Origin of the sequence: Trichocoleus sp. DQ-A2 (assembly GCF_039961915.1) — a bacterium.
In the GTDB taxonomy this organism is placed as follows: Bacteria; Cyanobacteriota; Cyanobacteriia; order Cyanobacteriales; family FACHB-T130; genus FACHB-T130.
The window spans coordinates 80,908-97,691 of the sequence record NZ_JAMPKD010000023.1 but is presented as its reverse complement, the minus strand read 5'-3'; the positions used below and the strand labels follow the sequence as shown (position 1 = coordinate 97,691).

Genomic DNA, 16,784 nt, shown 5'->3' with positions numbered 1-16,784 from the left:
GTGAATCTTTGATAGTGTTTAATTTTATAAACTAAATTTAATTCAAGATAACCCTAAAATTTGAAGTAGTTCTAAAAATAGAAAAGCAATTCTATCCTTTTATTCAAACAAATTATTGCAGGCGATCGCCTATACTAATAAATTAAAACTTTCTGGCACGAATTTGAAGCGTTGGAGATTGGCGTCAGCGTGCAGAAAGAGATGAGAAAATTATAGGGGCAGCGTTCGGATTTAGCATGACAACCAAACCAAAAATTATTGTCCTTGATGATGACCCTACTGGTTCTCAGACGGTTCACGGCTGCTTGCTGCTGACGCGCTGGGATGTAGATACCTTGCAGTTGGGGTTGGCGGACGAGTCCCCGATTTTCTTTGTGCTGACGAATACGAGGGCGCTGACTCCAGAGGAAGCGGCAAAGGTTACTAGAGAAGCTTGCCATAACTTGAAGGAAGCGATTACCCAATCAAACATCCATGATTTTCTAATTGTCAGTCGTTCTGACTCCACCCTGCGCGGACATTACCCAGTCGAGACAGATGTAATTGCCGAAGAATTGGGTTCCTTTGATGCCCATTTTCTAGTTCCTGCCTTCTTCGAGGGGGGACGAGTGACCCGCGACAGCGTACATTATTTGATAATTGACGGCGATCCGACACCTGTTCATGAAACTGAGTTTGCCCGCGATTCAGTCTTTGGCTACCACCATAGTTATTTGCCTGATTATGTGGAGGAAAAGACAAAAGGTAGAATTCCAGCTAACGAAGTAGAACGCTTTTTACTTGCAGATATTCGGGCTGGAAGTTTGGAACGGCTGATGAACCTCAGTGGCAATCGGTGCGGCGTCGTAGATGGGGAAATTCAAGCAGATTTAAACCGCTTTGCAGAAGATATTCTAGCAGCAGCCAGTCAGGGAAAACGCTTCCTATTTCGCAGTGCTGCCAGTATCTTAACCGCCTTGGCTGCTTTGCCTCCGCAACCTGTAGCAGCAGAAGATATGGCGCAATATGTGCGGGAAGGCAAACCGGGCGCAGTGATTGTCGGTTCTCATGTCAAAAAGACGACACAACAGCTAGAACAACTGCTAAAAGAACCAGGTACAGTTGGCATTGAAGTAGAGATTGAACGTTTACTTGATGATTCTGTCACTGCGTTAGAAAGTCTCCTCAATGAAACACTGGAAAAGGTTCACGCAGCGTACAATTCGGGGAAAACGCCTGTAATTTACACTAGCCGCAAAGAACTTACTTTTAAGGATGTACAAACGCGGTTACTGTTTGGGGAAGATGTTTCTGCTTTGTTGATGGATATCGTACAGGGTTTACCTGCGAATATTGGGTTTCTCATCAGCAAAGGCGGCATAACTTCTAATGATGTGTTGAGTACAGGTTTAGCGTTAACTTCAGCGCGGTTACTCGGTCAAATTTTGCCCGGATGTTCAATGGTACGGACTTCAGAGAATCATCCCCAATTTCCAAATTTGCCCGTGGTGCTGTTTCCCGGCAACGTGGGGGATGCCGATGGGTTAGCCACGGTTTATCGGCGTCTGAGCCAGCATCGTTAGTCATCAGGAAGGTTGAAGGTTGAGTGATAAGAAGTTCTCCTGTTGCCCTCTTGTCTCCTTGCCCTGATGCCGCTTGCCTATATCATGGATAATTAGTCAATCCACCCAGGTCAGGCTTTTCGTCCATGACTTCTGATTCGTCCGTTCCGATAGCTGTTTCAGTTGTTCCCGAAAATACAGGGGAAGTAAATTGCCACGAACAAGTCCGCATCAAAAGCGACCAGAGGTGGCTGACATTAATTTTGCCCCCGGAAGCGGAGACACCCACCACGGCTAGCTGGTCTGACCTTTGGCAACAGCTGAAGCAGCGCCTCAATGCCGGTGAACGCTTCTGGCAGCCGAATACAGAGGTGCATTTGGTGGCAAAAGATCGCTTATTAGATGGACGCCAGCTGCAAGCGATCGCAGATGCCCTTGCCGAAGATCGGCTACAACTCAAGCGTGTCTACACCAGTCGCCGTCAAACCGCTGTTGCTGCTGCTGCTGCCGGTTACTCGGTGGAACAAGCACCCCCAGTTTCCCCCCTCAATCAACCGCCTTCGCCGCCAACGACTGTATTAGCTGAACCCTTATATGTGCAAACGACCGTGCGTTCGGGAGTGGAAATTCGTCATCCCGGTACTGTCATTATCCTGGGAGAAGTGAATCCGGGCGGCAGCATCATCGCATCCGGCGATATCTTAGTGTGGGGACGTCTGCGCGGGATTGCTCATGCTGGTGCCGAGGGCAATCAAGAGTGTTTAATTATGGCGCTACAGATGGAACCCACCCAACTGCGAATCGCTGATTATCTGGCGAGGGCACCGGAAAATCCACCCGCTCAATTTTATCCGGAAGTTGCCTACGTAACGCCGGAAGGAATTCGGATCGCAAGAACAACTGAGTTTTCTAAAACTCAGTCTTTATCGATGGGGGTTGGACGTTAAAGAGGCAATCTAGGGCGAGTGATAAGTTCTGTAGGGGTTGTAAGGGCGATGTCTACTTGGTGCCTGCCCTCAGTTTGGCGCTAGTTTTAAGTTAAGGCGTTATTATTTTTGAGGAGTAAGTATATACTGAACTCAAAACAAAAAAACTCAAAAATAATTGATTGACCTAATTTAAAACACCAAAATCAAAACTCTCTCAAGGGCGAATTTACTAGGCATAGCTGTGGGAGAATAGACAATTCGATTAAACTCGCCCCTATACATTCACGCACTAAAACGAAGCTAAGAACTTTTCAACATGAGTCGCATTATTGTGATTTCCTCCGGCAAAGGAGGGGTGGGGAAAACCACCGTAACGGCAAATTTAGGTATGGCTTTAGCTAGGGCGGGGCGTCAAGTTGCTCTAGTCGATGCGGATTTTGGCTTGAGAAATTTGGATTTGCTGCTGGGGCTGGAAAATCGGATTGTCTACACGGCGGTTGAAGTCCTGGCAGGCGAATGTCGGTTAGATCAAGCGTTGGTGAAAGATAAGCGGCAACCGGGACTGGTATTATTACCCGCTGCCCAAACCCGAACCAAGGAGTCAATTAGCCCAGATCAGATGAAACAGCTGGTTAATGAATTAGCTGCGAAGTACGAATATGTCTTGATTGACTCTCCGGCGGGGATTGAGATGGGCTTCAAGAATGCGATCGCTGCCGCCCAGGAAGCCTTGATTGTGACAACGCCAGAAATTGCCGCGGTGCGGGATGCTGACCGGGTTGTCGGCTTACTAGAAGCCCAAAACATTAAGCGTGCCCACCTGATCGTCAACCGCATTCGACCGGCAATGGTGCAAGCCAATGACATGATGTCGGTAGAAGATGTGCAGGAACTTCTCGCCATTCCTTTAATTGGTGTGATTCCTGACGATGAGCGGGTCATTGTCTCCACCAATCGGGGCGAACCTCTGGTACTGGCTGAAAATCCCACCCTACCGGGAACGGCATTTTTCAACATTGCCCGCCGCCTAGAAGGGGAGCCAATTGAGTTTCTGAATTTGGATGCTGGGAATGACAACTTCTTTTCTCGCATCCGAAAATTATTGTGGTCTAAGATTATCTAACCTTCACATCTGCCCGATCCATGATTAGCGAACTTTTAGAACGACTTTTTCCTCGCATTAGTGCTGACAACAGCCGCGCGGAAGTCAAGCGCCGCCTGCAACTGGTCATTGCCCACGATCGAGCTGATTTAACACCAGAGATGGTGGAGTCAATGCGGAAGGAAATCCTGGAAGTCGTCTCTCGCTATGTCGAAATCGAGGCAGAGGGGTTGGAGTTTTCTCTAGAAAGTAACCAACGGGCGACGGCATTGATTGCCAATTTGCCCATCCGGCGGGTCAAAGCAGATGCGGAGCCTGGGGATACATAATAGCGATCGCATTGAGCGCATTGAGCGCATTCAGGAGCGATCGCGTACAGCCCTTTGGGCATGAAAACAGCGAAGCGAGGCGTTAGCCTATCGCTGAAAGAGTCAGTTCGCTACTCTGCATCGGAACTTCCTGACATCTGCGGGAGTGCGGCACCCATCCTATCAATGCCTTCACCAAGTTTTTAATCCTATTTTTATTTCTTGAAACTAAAATAAATCGGCTTCTTTTTCAGGCTTTTATGCTCTCCTATCTCCTAAGAGCAAACTAAGTTTTCATGCAAACTTAGGGCGAATTGGTCTAATTCGTCATCTAACTTAATCCTCTGTCTAAAGCTCATCTTAAACGGATTGGCTGTTTTTACTGCTGTGGGTGGATAGGAAATTTATGGGTTGCCTTTAACAATAAAAAGAGAATCACTCCAGCATTTAAAACTCTTTTTCCACAAAAAAAGAGCTTTTCAGGAGTCGGTTGATCGGGGCATCGATAAAACCCGTTGCAGCATTAATAATATCTACTTTTGAGGATGAGCCGGTTTAATGACTACCTCTTTGTGGAAACATCTATCAGCCGGTGTCGCGACCACCTTTATCGCTTTGGGAACAGCCGCACCCTCCCTAGCAACCACTCTCTCCGGTTATGCAACGACCGGAAACATGATGAGTGGGATGCAGATTACAGTTGGTTTCCTGGATGGAACTTCCCAAACGGCAACTTGGGGGGTCACAGATTCTATTTCGGGAGGAGCATTTGGGAGTGGCTGGTCTCTCACCCAAGCGGGTAACACATACGGTTACGATCCAGACTATGGTGCATACGGCTGGAGATTGACCCACTCCGGCGTCAGCCCCATTGCCTCGCTGCTAATCAATGCAATTCCTGGAAATGCCGTTTTTGATACTTATCCTTATTTAAATGGTCCCCAGAATACGCCTGGGTCAGCAGAGGGTTGGGAGTTCCAGGTACTATCAGGGCAATCTCCCTCTGCCTATGCCTACTCAGTCCCGATTGACATTTCAAAAGGCGACTTATTTGGGGCACTTTCGATGTCCTGGAACGGCGGATTTAACGGGACAATGCGATTTATCGCCGATACGGATAGCGGCACTACAGCCGATCCAGTGAAGCCCTTAGAACCACCACCACCGCCACCCCCACCGCCACCCCCACCGCCACCACCGCCACCACCGCCACCACCGCCGCCGCCCCCACCTCCAAACATTGCGCCGATTCTAAGTTTCGACAATTACACAATTTATGAGGGTCAATCGGTATCGCCGATACTGTATGCGACCGATCCCGATCCCGACTCGATCGCTTTCTTGCTAAATGGCAATGTCGTTGGTAGCGATCCAAATACTTCAGGAGTCCGTGCATTGTCCGTACCCTTAGGGACTTATGCAGATGAGGGAAGTTTTGCCTTGACAGCGCAAGCACAGGATAGTCGAGGTGAGAATAGTTTGCCCGTCACTCGAACGCTGACGGTTCTGAATGTTGCCCCCACCATCACTAGCCTGACCCCAAATTTAACCATTAAAGAAGGCGATCGCTTTAATTTTGATGGCACCGCAACCGATCCGGGAATCTATGATGTTCTCACCTACAATTGGGACTTAGATAACAACGGTCTGTTTGATAACTTCACTGGACCCAACGGGCAATCTTCCTTTGCCGATGAAGGTTTCAACCCCATCGGGCTGCAAGTCTCAGATGGCGATGGCGGGTATGCTAACGGTGGTTTTAACGTGACTGTTGAGAACGTTGCCCCCACCATTACTAGCATCACTTCAGCACTCACGGTTTTAGAAAACCAGAAGTTTGATTTTGCGGCTACCGCAACCGATCCGGGCATCCTGGATCTGCTCAGCTTTGACTGGGACATCAATAATGATGGCATTTTTGCTGACTTCACCGGCACGGCGGGGCAGTGGGCTTTTAGCAATAGCGGGACTTATACCGTTGGCTTGAGAGTCTCTGATGGCGATGGTGGATTTGCTTTCAGTTCTTTTGATGTGACGGTTGAACACGTCCCCGAACCTTCGAGTGCGATCGCTCTATTGGCGTTTGGTGCTGTTGGTGCGGGTGCTATCCGCAAGCGCAAACATCCCTAAAAAATTAGCTTCTTTGTTAGGCAGGTTGGCACAGCCCAACCTGCTGATTTCTCATATCTAGATAAAAATTTTGTCAAAAAGCGATATGCTCCTAGCATCCGCTTCGCTACGCATCTGAACGGCTCCAACCCAATTTGGGTACAGCAAACTTAACACCCTCAACCACCGTGAGCGCAAGGGAAAGGGAAGCAGGACCCCTTTAGATTGGGGTAGAGTCTTCCTAAAAAAGCGTAGCGAAGCGAATGCTAGGAGCATATTGCTTCTCCCCAATTTATAAACGGGAAATTCCATATAAGTTTATGTAGGACTAAAAAAGGGAAAAATTTCAGTTACAAATCGTACAGTAGCTTTTCAAATGGCTAGGTAGCAACCATGTGGGAAAGTCATATATTTGGTGCGACCCTTGTATGGTTTGAATCTCTGAAACTGCCTATCAAGCGGCATTTCCAAATCAATAATCCCAAATCTAAAGTTCAAAATGGGATGACGTGGAATCCACAGGTTTAGGAAGTGTCTGGAGAACCAGATTCTGCATTCAGGGGATGGGTGATTAGTGCTAATAATCACAATGAAATGCTGAAGCGAAAATGGGAACAGAAAGCTAGGGATAAACATCCTTAACTAACTGCAAGGAAAAATTAGCAATTGCCGGATCTTCCTTGGAAGGCATCGCAATTGTTCCCAGAGATGAGAGGTGTATTGGGCAATACTATTTGCTACTTCACGTTACATCCAACACGCTAGCTGCAAAGCAGCTACTTTGCAGTTAGCCTATGCCGCAATGATTTGGCTGCTCTCCCCAAACCTCTTTTTCAAAGGAGAAAATTTCGTCAAAGCCTCTTATTTAAGGGGGGGTGGGGGATATCCAATAACGACTTTGCGTAGTTTATGGCGGATTGGGGAGTATCTGCACGGCGCGAGCCGAAAAAGCGCCAAATCAGCGCCAAATCAGCGTTCTGCATCCCTAAAACCCGATGCGAGCGCCTCTAGAAAGTAAAGTTGCAGGGCGATCGCGCTGAAAGGCTATTAAACTCCTATTCTCAACAGCGAGCCTTTATTAAAAATTCATGAAGCCTTCGTATAATTTTTTACGAATTAGCATTAACCGAGTCATATAAATTCAGTCTGAGGGCTGATTTCGGCTTCCGATTTTGATTCAAATTAGCGATTTTAATATATTGTTTCAATAAAGATTATCGAAAGGTACTGGTAATCTATTCAAAAAATATGCCAGACTTTGCACAGAAATATGTACAACAAAATTTTGATTTTTAAAAGTATACAAAGACACAAGGAGATTTGTAGGTTTTATTGAAACAACAGTGATATTGGCACGTCAGAGAATATACGGTTATCAACATTTAACTGTATAGGCACGAAGTTGTAAAAAGTTATATCCAGAGCGGCTTTGACGAACGGTTGACACAAAACCTTCAAAATTCTTCTGTAGCGATTGATTCTATCTGAGAGTAACCGAAATCCTCATTAGTCATCCTTGCCGGTGCTTGGGCTTGCGATCGCCACGAAATCCTCAAGATTCCCTCAATCCGAACGGGCAACCTATACAGTCAATATTCACTTTTTTAGAAAAAAGTTTTATGAGTGCCTTGAGTTTTATGAAAAAACTATCTATGACAGCTGCTGGAGTAGCCTGTGTCTCCGTGGGAGGGATGTGCGCGAATGCACCCCCCCTCAAAGCGGCAATTCTCGCAGTGGATGATTCAGCGTCATGGGCAACAGGGTCAAATGCCCTATCTAAGCTGGGTTTCAATATGGTTCAGGTAGAAAATAGTTCCCTACCAGAGTTTTCGATTCTCTCGACTCTCTCGTCGCCGTTGGGCAATTTGACCTTCAGCCCCCAGGTTCAGAAAATAAATATTAATTCCGGTTGGACAACCTGGAGTCATGGCTACACCGGGGAGGTATATTTTAGCGGCTGGAATGTCTTAACCACGACGATTACACTGCCTGGCGGTATTAGTGCATTTGATTTATATGTGGAGCCAAACCTCTTTGGCTTATTCGACATCGCCGTAACGGGTATGAATGGTACCTCGACCACCCTGTTGCAGAAAGTCAGTGGTTTGTCAGGTGCTAAGTATTTTGGGTTCTACGCCACTGAGGGAGATTTGCTTTCCACCATCAAAATTACTGATCTCTCGAACGGTGCTGCTCATGGGTTTGGCATGGCTGAGTTCCGTCTCGCATCCCGTACAGTTGCTGTTGTTCCTGAATCCTCTTTTGGATTGGGTCTGTTAGCGTTTGGTGCGTTAGGTTCCATTTCGTGGCTATTGCGGAAACGGCAACACAAATAGGAAAACAGTCCTAAGTGAATATAAAACCAATATTGAGAACTGCTGTGTCTTCCATCCGGAGACACGGCAGTTTTTTTGAGAAGGGATGTTGAATTTGAGTGTCCCTATCACAGCGATCGCATCCATCGCTGCATGAAGGATAGCGATCGCAGCGTGTATTGCCTTCCGCTGTATTAAGGGGAAGTCTCTGGGAATCGTACAGCCTCCGAAGGATGTTCTTGAACCCAGCTTAATCCTTGGCTTGTCGAGCGTTGAAGGCACAGCGATTTTTTTACGGCTATTAACTTGCTCTTGGTGCCGTCATCTCGTTACTGATTCAACGATGAGGGCAATATCCGCCACTGGCAGAAATCCACAAACGATACGGTACTCTCTCTTGATTGAGGACACAAAGGAGCGATCGCTCTGAATTCACTTGCCTCACCCAAAGGTGCGAACTGACAAGTCAGCGCTTCGCTATCGCGCTAGAGGCTCATTCACCAGTGCGATCGCGTCTTGCCTAAAATGCCTTACAAGCGATCGCCCTACGATGAAGCGAATGTATTCCGGACAAATTCCTGGCATTAGAAATCTTACTTACTTAATTTCACTTAAAAGCAAAGCTGAAGTTTCACATAAATGGTCTCTCGTCTTTAAGCTTTTAATTTGTCTCAAAGCTTTATTGAGTAAGGCATGGGACAGATTCTTCCTTATAGCTGTTAACTTGTTTTATGTAATTTTTGGCATAAAACAACAAATAAATATTAATGGTGGCATCCGTAATGCGTAAGTAATTTAGATTTTTGAATGCCTCCAGAAAAGATAGAAATTGAATTGTTTAAGTTTTCTATAGCGTGTTTTTACTGAATAATCCGAAAATTTACGCCCTTGGATTTTGCTACAAATAACTACTTCCTAAAGAAAGGGGGGAATGTTTTGGCAAACATTTTCTCTTTACTGGAACTTTGTATACGCTTGCTTACAAAAATAAGTTTATTTATGAATAGATAGCTTACTCCGTAAGCTATTTGGCGTAGATAAACATAGTTAAGCAATCCGCAACGTAACTACCTACGTGCATATTTTTTTGATGAATATTAGACAAACGGACTAGCAATTTCTTTTTGAGGATGGCAAATTAGATACAGAAAAGAAATCCGGGGAAGCCAAGGTTAGTTAACTACTATAAGTTCCTACTTATTTGCAGCTTCCATAAATAGAAAAACTGCCATCTTCACCCCAGTCAATTTTTACTGCCAACTCTAACTTGTGTGAGACAAACCATGAATCTTCTTGCTAAAATCGCTGCCTCAACCGCCGTTAGTGTTACTGCTGCTCTCGCTTTGCTTGGGAATTCAGCAATGGCATTCACAGTGACTCAAAACAGCAATACGAATAGTTTGCTGAATGCTTTGTTGGGTGACACGACGGGACTGAGTAACTTTTCGATCAATGCCACAGGCAATGCTGCGGCTTTTGGTCTTTTCAGTGACGACCCCTTCGGTTTGAATCAGGGTATTGTTTTAAGTACCGGAAAAGTCATCGATGTAGTCGGTCCCAATAATACTTCATCGAAGGGTACGGATTTGGGAAGCGGTGGCAGTGCTGGTGACTTGGCTCAACTGGATATCAGCTTTGACGCTGGCGCGACCGTAGACAAGCTGTTCTTCCAATATGTCTTCGGCTCGGAAGAGTTCGTAGAGTGGGGTGGCTCCTCGTTCAACGACTCTTTTGAACTTCTGCTCAATGGCGTCAACCTAGCGAAGTTGAACGATGGCAAAACCGTCACGATTAACAACCTTGTTCCCAATCCCAACGGTCCTTATCACGCCGACTACATTAACAATCCCCAAGGGAGCGCTAGCACTCAATTAGATGGCTACACTAAAACCTTGACCTTTGAAGGTTTAGTGAACAAAAACGCTACGAACACTCTCAGCATCAAGATTAAGGATGTCGGTGATGGTATATACGATTCCGCAGTGTTCATCAAAGGGAAATCTGTGGGAGTCGTAGCGCCTCCGAAGGATGTTCCTGAACCCAGCTTAATGCTTGGCTTGCTGAGCGTTGGTGGTATGACCTTGATGAGCCGTCGCCACAAGCAAAAAGCACTGAAGGCTTAATCCGGCTGGGATGGCAAAGATAGTTCAGGTGGTTGAGTGCCTATCTTAGGCATAAGAGTACGACCTTTAACGCAAAACCCAATTTTGACTGCTAGCTAGCTGTGTCTTTTAGGAGGCACAGCTTTTTTTATGGCTACTCACTGGCTCTTGGTGCCGTCATCTTGATACTGATTCAACGATTAGGGCGATCGCTAGCGCTGGTAGGAACCCAAAGATGATACGACACTCGGAGTGAGAGTGTCTATTATCAAGCGATCGCTCTGAATTCACTTGCCTCACTCAAAGGTGCGATTGCGTCCTGCCTAAGAATGCCTTACAAGCGATCGCCTAACGATGAAGCCAAGGTCTTACGGAGACATTGTGAGCAATTAGAACCTATTTTTTACGTAATAATGCTTAAGTAATTTCACGTACTCTGCAATTTTAAGCTTTATCAAATCTTCATTTAGTGTTTCGTGAAGAATTAGTGTTAAAGCTTGATTTGATAGGACACTCGGCAAATATTTTCCCTTACAGTTGATTTTCTGATTGTAAGTTTTCTGTAAAGCGACCAATAAGCGATTGATGACTCTCTGCTAGATGGAACGCACGTTTCATGCCTTGATGACTGAAAGATAAAAGCAAGATTAAAACCTAAGTAAATTCTACAGAGCCTTTTTTCTCATTTTCTAGGAATTTACTGATTGACATCTGGGATCAAATAAATACTTATCTTGATACTGAAGAAATATCAGGAATAAGGACTAGCCTTTACGGAAATTTCATACTTTAAGCTTTAGTAAAGGTAAGCCTTAGGACAGATGAAATAGTTGCAGCGTAAGTAATTTGCCCATTGATAGCTACTAACCGTCAAAATTTCTACCGGCTAAGGGTATGTTTTTTTGATGAATTTTAGGCAATCGTACTGGCAATGCGGTTTTCTGAATGACACAGTAGATACAGCAATAAATTTGCACTGGAACGAAAGGCCGATTAAATACTGAAGTTCCTAAGTATTTGCAGCTTCTGTTAATAGAAAAGCTGCGATAGCGAAGCGCTGACTTGTCAGTTCGCACACCAGGGTATTTTCCCTGGCAACATCTAATTCTTGTGTGAGACAAACCATGAATCTTATTAGTAAAATCTCTGCTTCAGCCGCTATTGGTGTTACTGCTGCCCTGACAATGTTTGGGAATTCAGCAATGGCATTCACAGTAACTCCAAACAACAATACGAATGCTTTGCTGAATGCCCTATTGGGCGATACGACTGGATTGAGTAACTTTTCGGTCAATGCCACAGGCAATACTGATGCTTTTGGTCTTTTCAATGATGACCCCTTCGGTTTGAAAGACGGCATCGTCTTGAGTACCGGGGATGTCAGCAATGTAGTGGGTCCTAATGATTCTACAGGTACTTCAGGTGCCGGAACCTTGGCTCAGCTCGATATTAGCTTTGACGCTGGCGCGACCGTAGAGAAGCTGTTCTTCCAGTATGTCTTCGGCTCGGAAGAGTTCGTAGAGTACGGTGGTTCCTCATTCAACGACTCGTTTGAACTGTTGCTCAATGGTGTCAACCTAGCGAAGTTGACCGATGGGAACACAGTCACGATCAACAACCTCGTTCCCAATCCTAACGGTCCTTATAACGCCGACTACATTAACAATCCCGCAGGGAGTCCTGGCACTCAGTTAGATGGTTACACCAAAACCTTGACGTTTGAAGGTTTGCTCAACAAAAACGCCAAGAACACTCTCAGTATCAAGATTCAGGATGTAGGAGATAGTGCATTAGATTCCGCAGTGTTCATTAAAGGGAATTCTGTGGGAGTCGTAGCGCCTCCGAAGGATGTTCCGGAACCCAGCTTAATGCTCGGCTTGCTGAGCGTCGGTGGTATGACTTTGATGAGCCGTCGCAATAAGCAAAAAGCACTGAAGGCTTAATCTGACTGGAATGGCAAAGATAGATGCTTAAGCACTTATCTCAGGCGTAAGAATAAGACCTTAAATCCGAAGCATAAGTTTTGACAGCGCTGTGTCTTTACAGAAGGCACAGCGATTTTTTTTATGGCTACTAACTTGCTCTTGCTGCTGTGATCTCGTTACTGATTCAACGATGAGGGCAATCTCCGCTGCTGGCAGAAACCCAAAGGTGAGACGGTATTCTCTCTCGATTGAGTATATAAGAGAGCGAATTGACTCTTTCAGCGCTAGGCTAACGCCTCGCTTCGCTGTTTTCATACCCAAAGAGCTGTACGCGATCGCGTCTTGCCTAAGAATGCCTTACAAGCGATCGCCCGACGATGAAGCCAAGCTCTTGCAGGCAGATTGCAGCCAATAAAAACCTGTTCTACGTAATACTTTTTAAGTAAATTTACGTACTTGTCAACTTAGAGCTTCATAGAATCTTCATTTATTTTTCAGCAGCAAATTACTATTAAAGCTTTATTGGATAAGAAATTCCGCAACTATTCTTCCCTTGTAAGTTATTTTATAATTGTAAGTTTTCTGTAAAGCTGCGGATAAATATTGATGAGCAGACACCTTACCTGAAAAGGCTTTCATGCCTTGATAGCTGGTAAGCAAAAACAACATTAAAGCCTAAGTAATTTCTACAGTTCGTCTTTCTCCAACTTTATAAGATTCACTTATTGACATTTTGAGCCGAATATACATTTGTATAAGCGCTGAAGAATTATCAAAATTAATCAGTAGCTTTTACGAAATACGCATACTTGTACCTGTAGTAAAAGTAAGCCTAAGGAACAAACTTTCTAAGTAGTTACAGCTTCTGTTTATAAAAAAGCTGCGAACGCCTGGGTATTTTCACTGTCAGCATCTATCTTGTATGAGACGAACCATGAATCTTATTAGTAAAATCTCTGCTTCAGCCGCTATTGGTGTTACTGCTGCCCTGACGATGTTTGGGAATTCAGCAATGGCATTCACGGTAACTCCAAACAACAATACGAATGCTTTGCTGAATGCTCTGTTGGGCGATACGACTGGATTGAGTAACTTTTCGGTCAATGCCACAGGCAATACTGATGCTTTTGGTCTTTTCAGTGACGACCCCTTCGGTTTGAAAGACGGCATCGTCTTGAGTACCGGGAATGTCACCGATGTAGTCGGTCCTAATGATTCTGAAGGTACTTCAGGTTCTGGAACGTTGGCTCAGCTCGATATTAGCTTTGATGCTGGCGCTTCAGTAGAGAAGCTGTTCTTCCAATATGTCTTCGGCTCGGAAGAGTTCGTAGAGTGGGGTGGTTCTGCGTACAACGACTCTTTTGAACTGTTGCTCAATGGCGTCAACCTAGCGAAGTTGACCGATGGCAAAACCGTCACGATTAACAACCTTGTTCCCAATGCGGCTGGTCCTTATCATGCCGACTACATTAACAATCCCCTAGGGAGTCTTGGTACTGAGTTAGATGGTTACACCAAAACCTTGACGTTTGAAGGTTTGCTGAACAAAAACGCCAAGAACACTCTTAGCATCAAGATTAAGGATGTAGGAGATACTTCATTCGATTCCGCTGTGTTCATTAAAGGTAAGTCTGTGGGAGTCGTAGCGCCTCCGCAGGATGTTCCAGAACCCAGCTTAATGCTCGGCTTGCTGAGTGTCGGTGGTATGACTTTGATGAGCCGTCGCCACAAGCAAAAAGCACTAAAAGCTTAATTTGGCTGGGATGGCAAAGATAGTTTAGGTGGTTTGCCTATCTCAGGCACAAGAGTAAGACCTTAGATCCGAAGCATAATTTTTGATAGTGCTGTGTCTTTCAGGAGGCACAGCCATTTTTTTATGGCTACTAACTTGCTCTTGGTGCCGTCATCTGGCTACTGATTCAACAATTAGAGCAATCTCCGCCACTGGCAGAAATCCAAAGATGATACGGTACTCTCTCTCGATTCAGAACACGAAAGAGCGAACTGACTTTTTCTGCGCTAGGCTAACGCCTCGCTTCGCATGAGCGCGATCGCATCCTATATTCCTATATGGGGATCAACTCAAGCCGCCAGACAGATTCGGCATCCTTTCAGTGGTACTCTGGAAAATGGCATTGCTAAATGTTAAGACTGTTTTCCCGTATCTATACAGATAGATTCACAACATAGGCACAAGCATGGTAGCCACCACAGACAAGACAAACGTAGGGCGTATTACCCAAATCATCGGTCCCGTTATCGATGCGGAGTTTCCCAGCGGCAAAATGCCGCAGATTTACAATGCCTTAAAAGTTGAAGGCAAAAACGAAGCCGGACAGGACGTGTCCGTAACCTGCGAAGTGCAGCAACTTTTGGGTGACAACCAAGTGCGTGCTGTTTCCATGAGTTCCACCGATGGTTTGGTGCGCGGCATGGAAGTAGTAGACACCGGCGCTGCCATTACCGTACCCGTTGGCCCTGCCACTCTGGGTCGGATTTTCAACGTTCTTGGCGAACCCGTAGACAATAAAGGGCCAGTCAATACTGAAGAAACCTTCCCCATCCACCGTCCGGCTCCCAAGTTCACTGACTTGGAAACGAAGCCATCGGTGTTTGAAACCGGAATCAAGGTGTTAGACCTGCTGGCTCCTTATCGCCGTGGTGGCAAGATTGGTTTATTCGGCGGTGCTGGTGTTGGTAAAACCGTCATTATGATGGAACTGATCAACAACATCGCGATCAATCACGGTGGTGTGTCTGTGTTCGGCGGTGTGGGAGAGCGTACCCGCGAGGGAAATGACCTCTACAACGAAATGAAAGAATCTGGGGTTATCAAAGAAGATAACCTCAGCGAATCGAAAATCGCTCTAGTCTACGGTCAGATGAACGAGCCACCCGGAGCGAGAATGCGCGTAGGCTTAGCCGCACTGACAATGGCTGAGTATTTCCGCGATGTCAGTAAGCAAGACGTGCTGCTGTTTATCGACAACATCTTCCGGTTTGTGCAAGCGGGTTCGGAAGTATCAGCGCTACTGGGACGGATGCCTTCTGCTGTGGGATATCAGCCGACTCTGGCAACAGATATGGGCGACCTGCAAGAGCGAATCACCTCCACCACCGAAGGTTCGATTACCTCAATTCAGGCCGTCTACGTACCAGCCGACGACTTGACCGACCCCGCGCCAGCAACCACCTTTGCTCACTTGGACGGAACCACTGTGTTGTCTCGTGGCTTAGCAGCGAAGGGAATTTATCCCGCTGTTGACCCGCTAGATTCCACTTCCACCATGTTGCAACCCAGTGTTGTTGGTGAGGAACACTACGCGATTGCTCGTGAAGTTCAGGCAACGCTACAGCGCTACAAAGAGCTGCAAGACATCATCGCCATTCTGGGTCTGGATGAATTGTCTGAAGATGACCGCTTAACGGTGGCTCGTGCGCGTAAGATTGAGCGTTTCTTGTCTCAGCCGTTCTTCGTGGCAGAAGTCTTCACCGGCTCTCCAGGGAAATACGTGAATCTGCAAGAAACAATCAACGGTTTCAAGAAGATTCTGTCTGGAGAGCTGGATTCATTGCCAGAGCAGGCTTTCTACATGGTCGGCAATATTGAAGAAGCGATCGCTAAAGCTGAAAAAATCAAAAGCTAGTCCATAGGCATTTGCCATTAGTCATTAGCCTTTTTTCACTGGCTAATGACTAATGACCAATGACCAATGACCAACTAACAACTGACAACTCACAAATTATGGCTTTAACTGTTCGCGTTGTTTCTCCCGACAGAACTGTCTGGGATTCTAGTGCTGAAGAAGTAATTCTGCCTAGCACTACAGGTCAACTCGGTATCCTCAGCGGTCATGCTCCTTTATTGACCGCACTGGATATCGGTGTCATGCGTGTCCGTTCTGGTAAAGATTGGGTGCCCATCGCCCTCATGGGTGGCTTTGCAGAAGTGGATGAGAATGAAGTAACCATTCTGGTTAACGGTGCCGAGCGCGGCGACAAAATCGATCGGGAACAAGCCCGTGCTGCTTATACCGAAGCTGAGGCGAGGCTTAATCAGGTTGAGGGTGGTGGTTCCCGTCAAGAGCAAATTCAGGCAACTCAAGCCCTCAGACGTGCCCGCGCTCGTTTTCAAGCTGCTGGTGGCATGGTTCAAGCCTAAAATCTGTCAACACTCAAGTCTTCTGAAAAGCTTCTCCTGTAACTCAACGGGAGAAGTTTTTCGTTTGGGAGAGGTTAACAATCATGAGTATTGCACTCAGCGAAGCGATCGCTTGCTTGAGAAATTTAGAGCGTTTGTCAGTTGGGTGGAATATAGTGCAGCTCTAACGTTCGGTAGGGACTTTTTGACTGTCATGTCTTTACAGATGTATCCCACTTCTCAATTCATCTGCAACTAATTTGGGACAGCTAATGGCAAGATTGCTAATCAATGAACAATTAGCCATAAAAA

Annotated in this window: 13 protein-coding genes; all 13 read left to right on the top strand. The window is 46.0% G+C overall.

The window, feature by feature from the left end:
• Positions 1-236: 236 nt before the first annotated feature.
• The 13 genes from NC997_RS21015 (at position 237) to atpC (ending at position 16,493) form a co-directional block, all read left to right on the top strand.
• Positions 237-1,562, top strand: a complete 1,326-nt coding sequence (locus tag NC997_RS21015) for a four-carbon acid sugar kinase family protein (protein WP_190525570.1) — start codon at positions 237-239, stop codon at positions 1,560-1,562.
• A 125-nt stretch (positions 1,563-1,687) separates the two neighbouring features.
• Positions 1,688-2,488, top strand: coding sequence for a septum site-determining protein MinC (gene minC, locus NC997_RS21010; RefSeq protein ID WP_190432437.1), 801 nt, complete (start codon positions 1,688-1,690; stop codon positions 2,486-2,488).
• Between the two features lie 298 nt (positions 2,489-2,786).
• Complete coding sequence (minD, locus tag NC997_RS21005; protein WP_190411646.1) at positions 2,787-3,593, top strand: septum site-determining protein MinD; 807 nt, start codon at positions 2,787-2,789, stop codon at positions 3,591-3,593.
• A gap of 20 nt (positions 3,594-3,613) precedes the next feature.
• Positions 3,614-3,901, top strand: coding sequence for a cell division topological specificity factor MinE (gene minE, locus NC997_RS21000; RefSeq protein WP_190426276.1), 288 nt, complete (start codon positions 3,614-3,616; stop codon positions 3,899-3,901).
• A gap of 60 nt (positions 3,902-3,961) precedes the next feature.
• Entirely contained in the window at positions 3,962-4,087 is a 126-nt protein-coding gene (locus NC997_RS20995) for a hypothetical protein (protein ID WP_277881791.1), read from the top strand.
• A 351-nt stretch (positions 4,088-4,438) separates the two neighbouring features.
• The gene (locus NC997_RS20990; protein WP_190525569.1) at positions 4,439-6,010 is read left to right on the top strand and encodes a PKD domain-containing protein; all 1,572 of its coding nucleotides are present in this window, start codon (positions 4,439-4,441) and stop codon (positions 6,008-6,010) included.
• Positions 6,011-7,641: 1,631 nt separating this feature from the next.
• Positions 7,642-8,325, top strand: a complete 684-nt coding sequence (locus NC997_RS20985) for a hypothetical protein (protein ID WP_199306081.1) — start codon at positions 7,642-7,644, stop codon at positions 8,323-8,325.
• A gap of 1,262 nt (positions 8,326-9,587) precedes the next feature.
• Positions 9,588-10,427 (top strand): choice-of-anchor L domain-containing protein, encoded by an 840-nt coding sequence (locus NC997_RS20980; RefSeq protein WP_190525567.1) that lies wholly within the window; start codon positions 9,588-9,590, stop codon positions 10,425-10,427.
• A gap of 1,103 nt (positions 10,428-11,530) precedes the next feature.
• Positions 11,531-12,349, top strand: a complete 819-nt coding sequence (locus tag NC997_RS20975) for a choice-of-anchor L domain-containing protein (protein ID WP_190525566.1) — start codon at positions 11,531-11,533, stop codon at positions 12,347-12,349.
• Between the two features lie 172 nt (positions 12,350-12,521).
• A complete protein-coding gene (locus tag NC997_RS20970) occupies positions 12,522-12,746 on the top strand; it encodes a hypothetical protein (protein WP_348257823.1) in 225 nt (74 codons plus the stop codon).
• Between the two features lie 519 nt (positions 12,747-13,265).
• A complete protein-coding gene (locus tag NC997_RS20965) occupies positions 13,266-14,084 on the top strand; it encodes a choice-of-anchor L domain-containing protein (RefSeq protein WP_190525564.1) in 819 nt (272 codons plus the stop codon).
• Between the two features lie 445 nt (positions 14,085-14,529).
• Positions 14,530-15,978, top strand: coding sequence for a F0F1 ATP synthase subunit beta (gene atpD / locus NC997_RS20960; RefSeq protein ID WP_190411654.1), 1,449 nt, complete (start codon positions 14,530-14,532; stop codon positions 15,976-15,978).
• Between the two features lie 98 nt (positions 15,979-16,076).
• Positions 16,077-16,493, top strand: coding sequence for an ATP synthase F1 subunit epsilon (gene atpC, locus NC997_RS20955; RefSeq protein WP_190428339.1), 417 nt, complete (start codon positions 16,077-16,079; stop codon positions 16,491-16,493).
• Positions 16,494-16,784 lie beyond the last annotated feature (291 nt).

Coding starts and splice junctions, on each gene's coding strand:
- NC997_RS21015 (WP_190525570.1), top strand. CDS start 237: ATGACAACCAAACCAAAAATTATTGTCCTTGATGATGACCCTACTGGT.
- NC997_RS20975 (WP_190525566.1), top strand. CDS start 11,531: ATGAATCTTATTAGTAAAATCTCTGCTTCAGCCGCTATTGGTGTTACT.
- atpC (WP_190428339.1), top strand. CDS start 16,077: ATGGCTTTAACTGTTCGCGTTGTTTCTCCCGACAGAACTGTCTGGGAT.
- atpD (WP_190411654.1), top strand. CDS start 14,530: ATGGTAGCCACCACAGACAAGACAAACGTAGGGCGTATTACCCAAATC.
- NC997_RS20985 (WP_199306081.1), top strand. CDS start 7,642: ATGACAGCTGCTGGAGTAGCCTGTGTCTCCGTGGGAGGGATGTGCGCG.
- NC997_RS20990 (WP_190525569.1), top strand. CDS start 4,439: ATGACTACCTCTTTGTGGAAACATCTATCAGCCGGTGTCGCGACCACC.
- minC (WP_190432437.1), top strand. CDS start 1,688: ATGACTTCTGATTCGTCCGTTCCGATAGCTGTTTCAGTTGTTCCCGAA.
- NC997_RS20995 (WP_277881791.1), top strand. CDS start 3,962: ATGAAAACAGCGAAGCGAGGCGTTAGCCTATCGCTGAAAGAGTCAGTT.
- NC997_RS20970 (WP_348257823.1), top strand. CDS start 12,522: ATGAGGGCAATCTCCGCTGCTGGCAGAAACCCAAAGGTGAGACGGTAT.
- minE (WP_190426276.1), top strand. CDS start 3,614: ATGATTAGCGAACTTTTAGAACGACTTTTTCCTCGCATTAGTGCTGAC.
- NC997_RS20965 (WP_190525564.1), top strand. CDS start 13,266: ATGAATCTTATTAGTAAAATCTCTGCTTCAGCCGCTATTGGTGTTACT.
- NC997_RS20980 (WP_190525567.1), top strand. CDS start 9,588: ATGAATCTTCTTGCTAAAATCGCTGCCTCAACCGCCGTTAGTGTTACT.
- minD (WP_190411646.1), top strand. CDS start 2,787: ATGAGTCGCATTATTGTGATTTCCTCCGGCAAAGGAGGGGTGGGGAAA.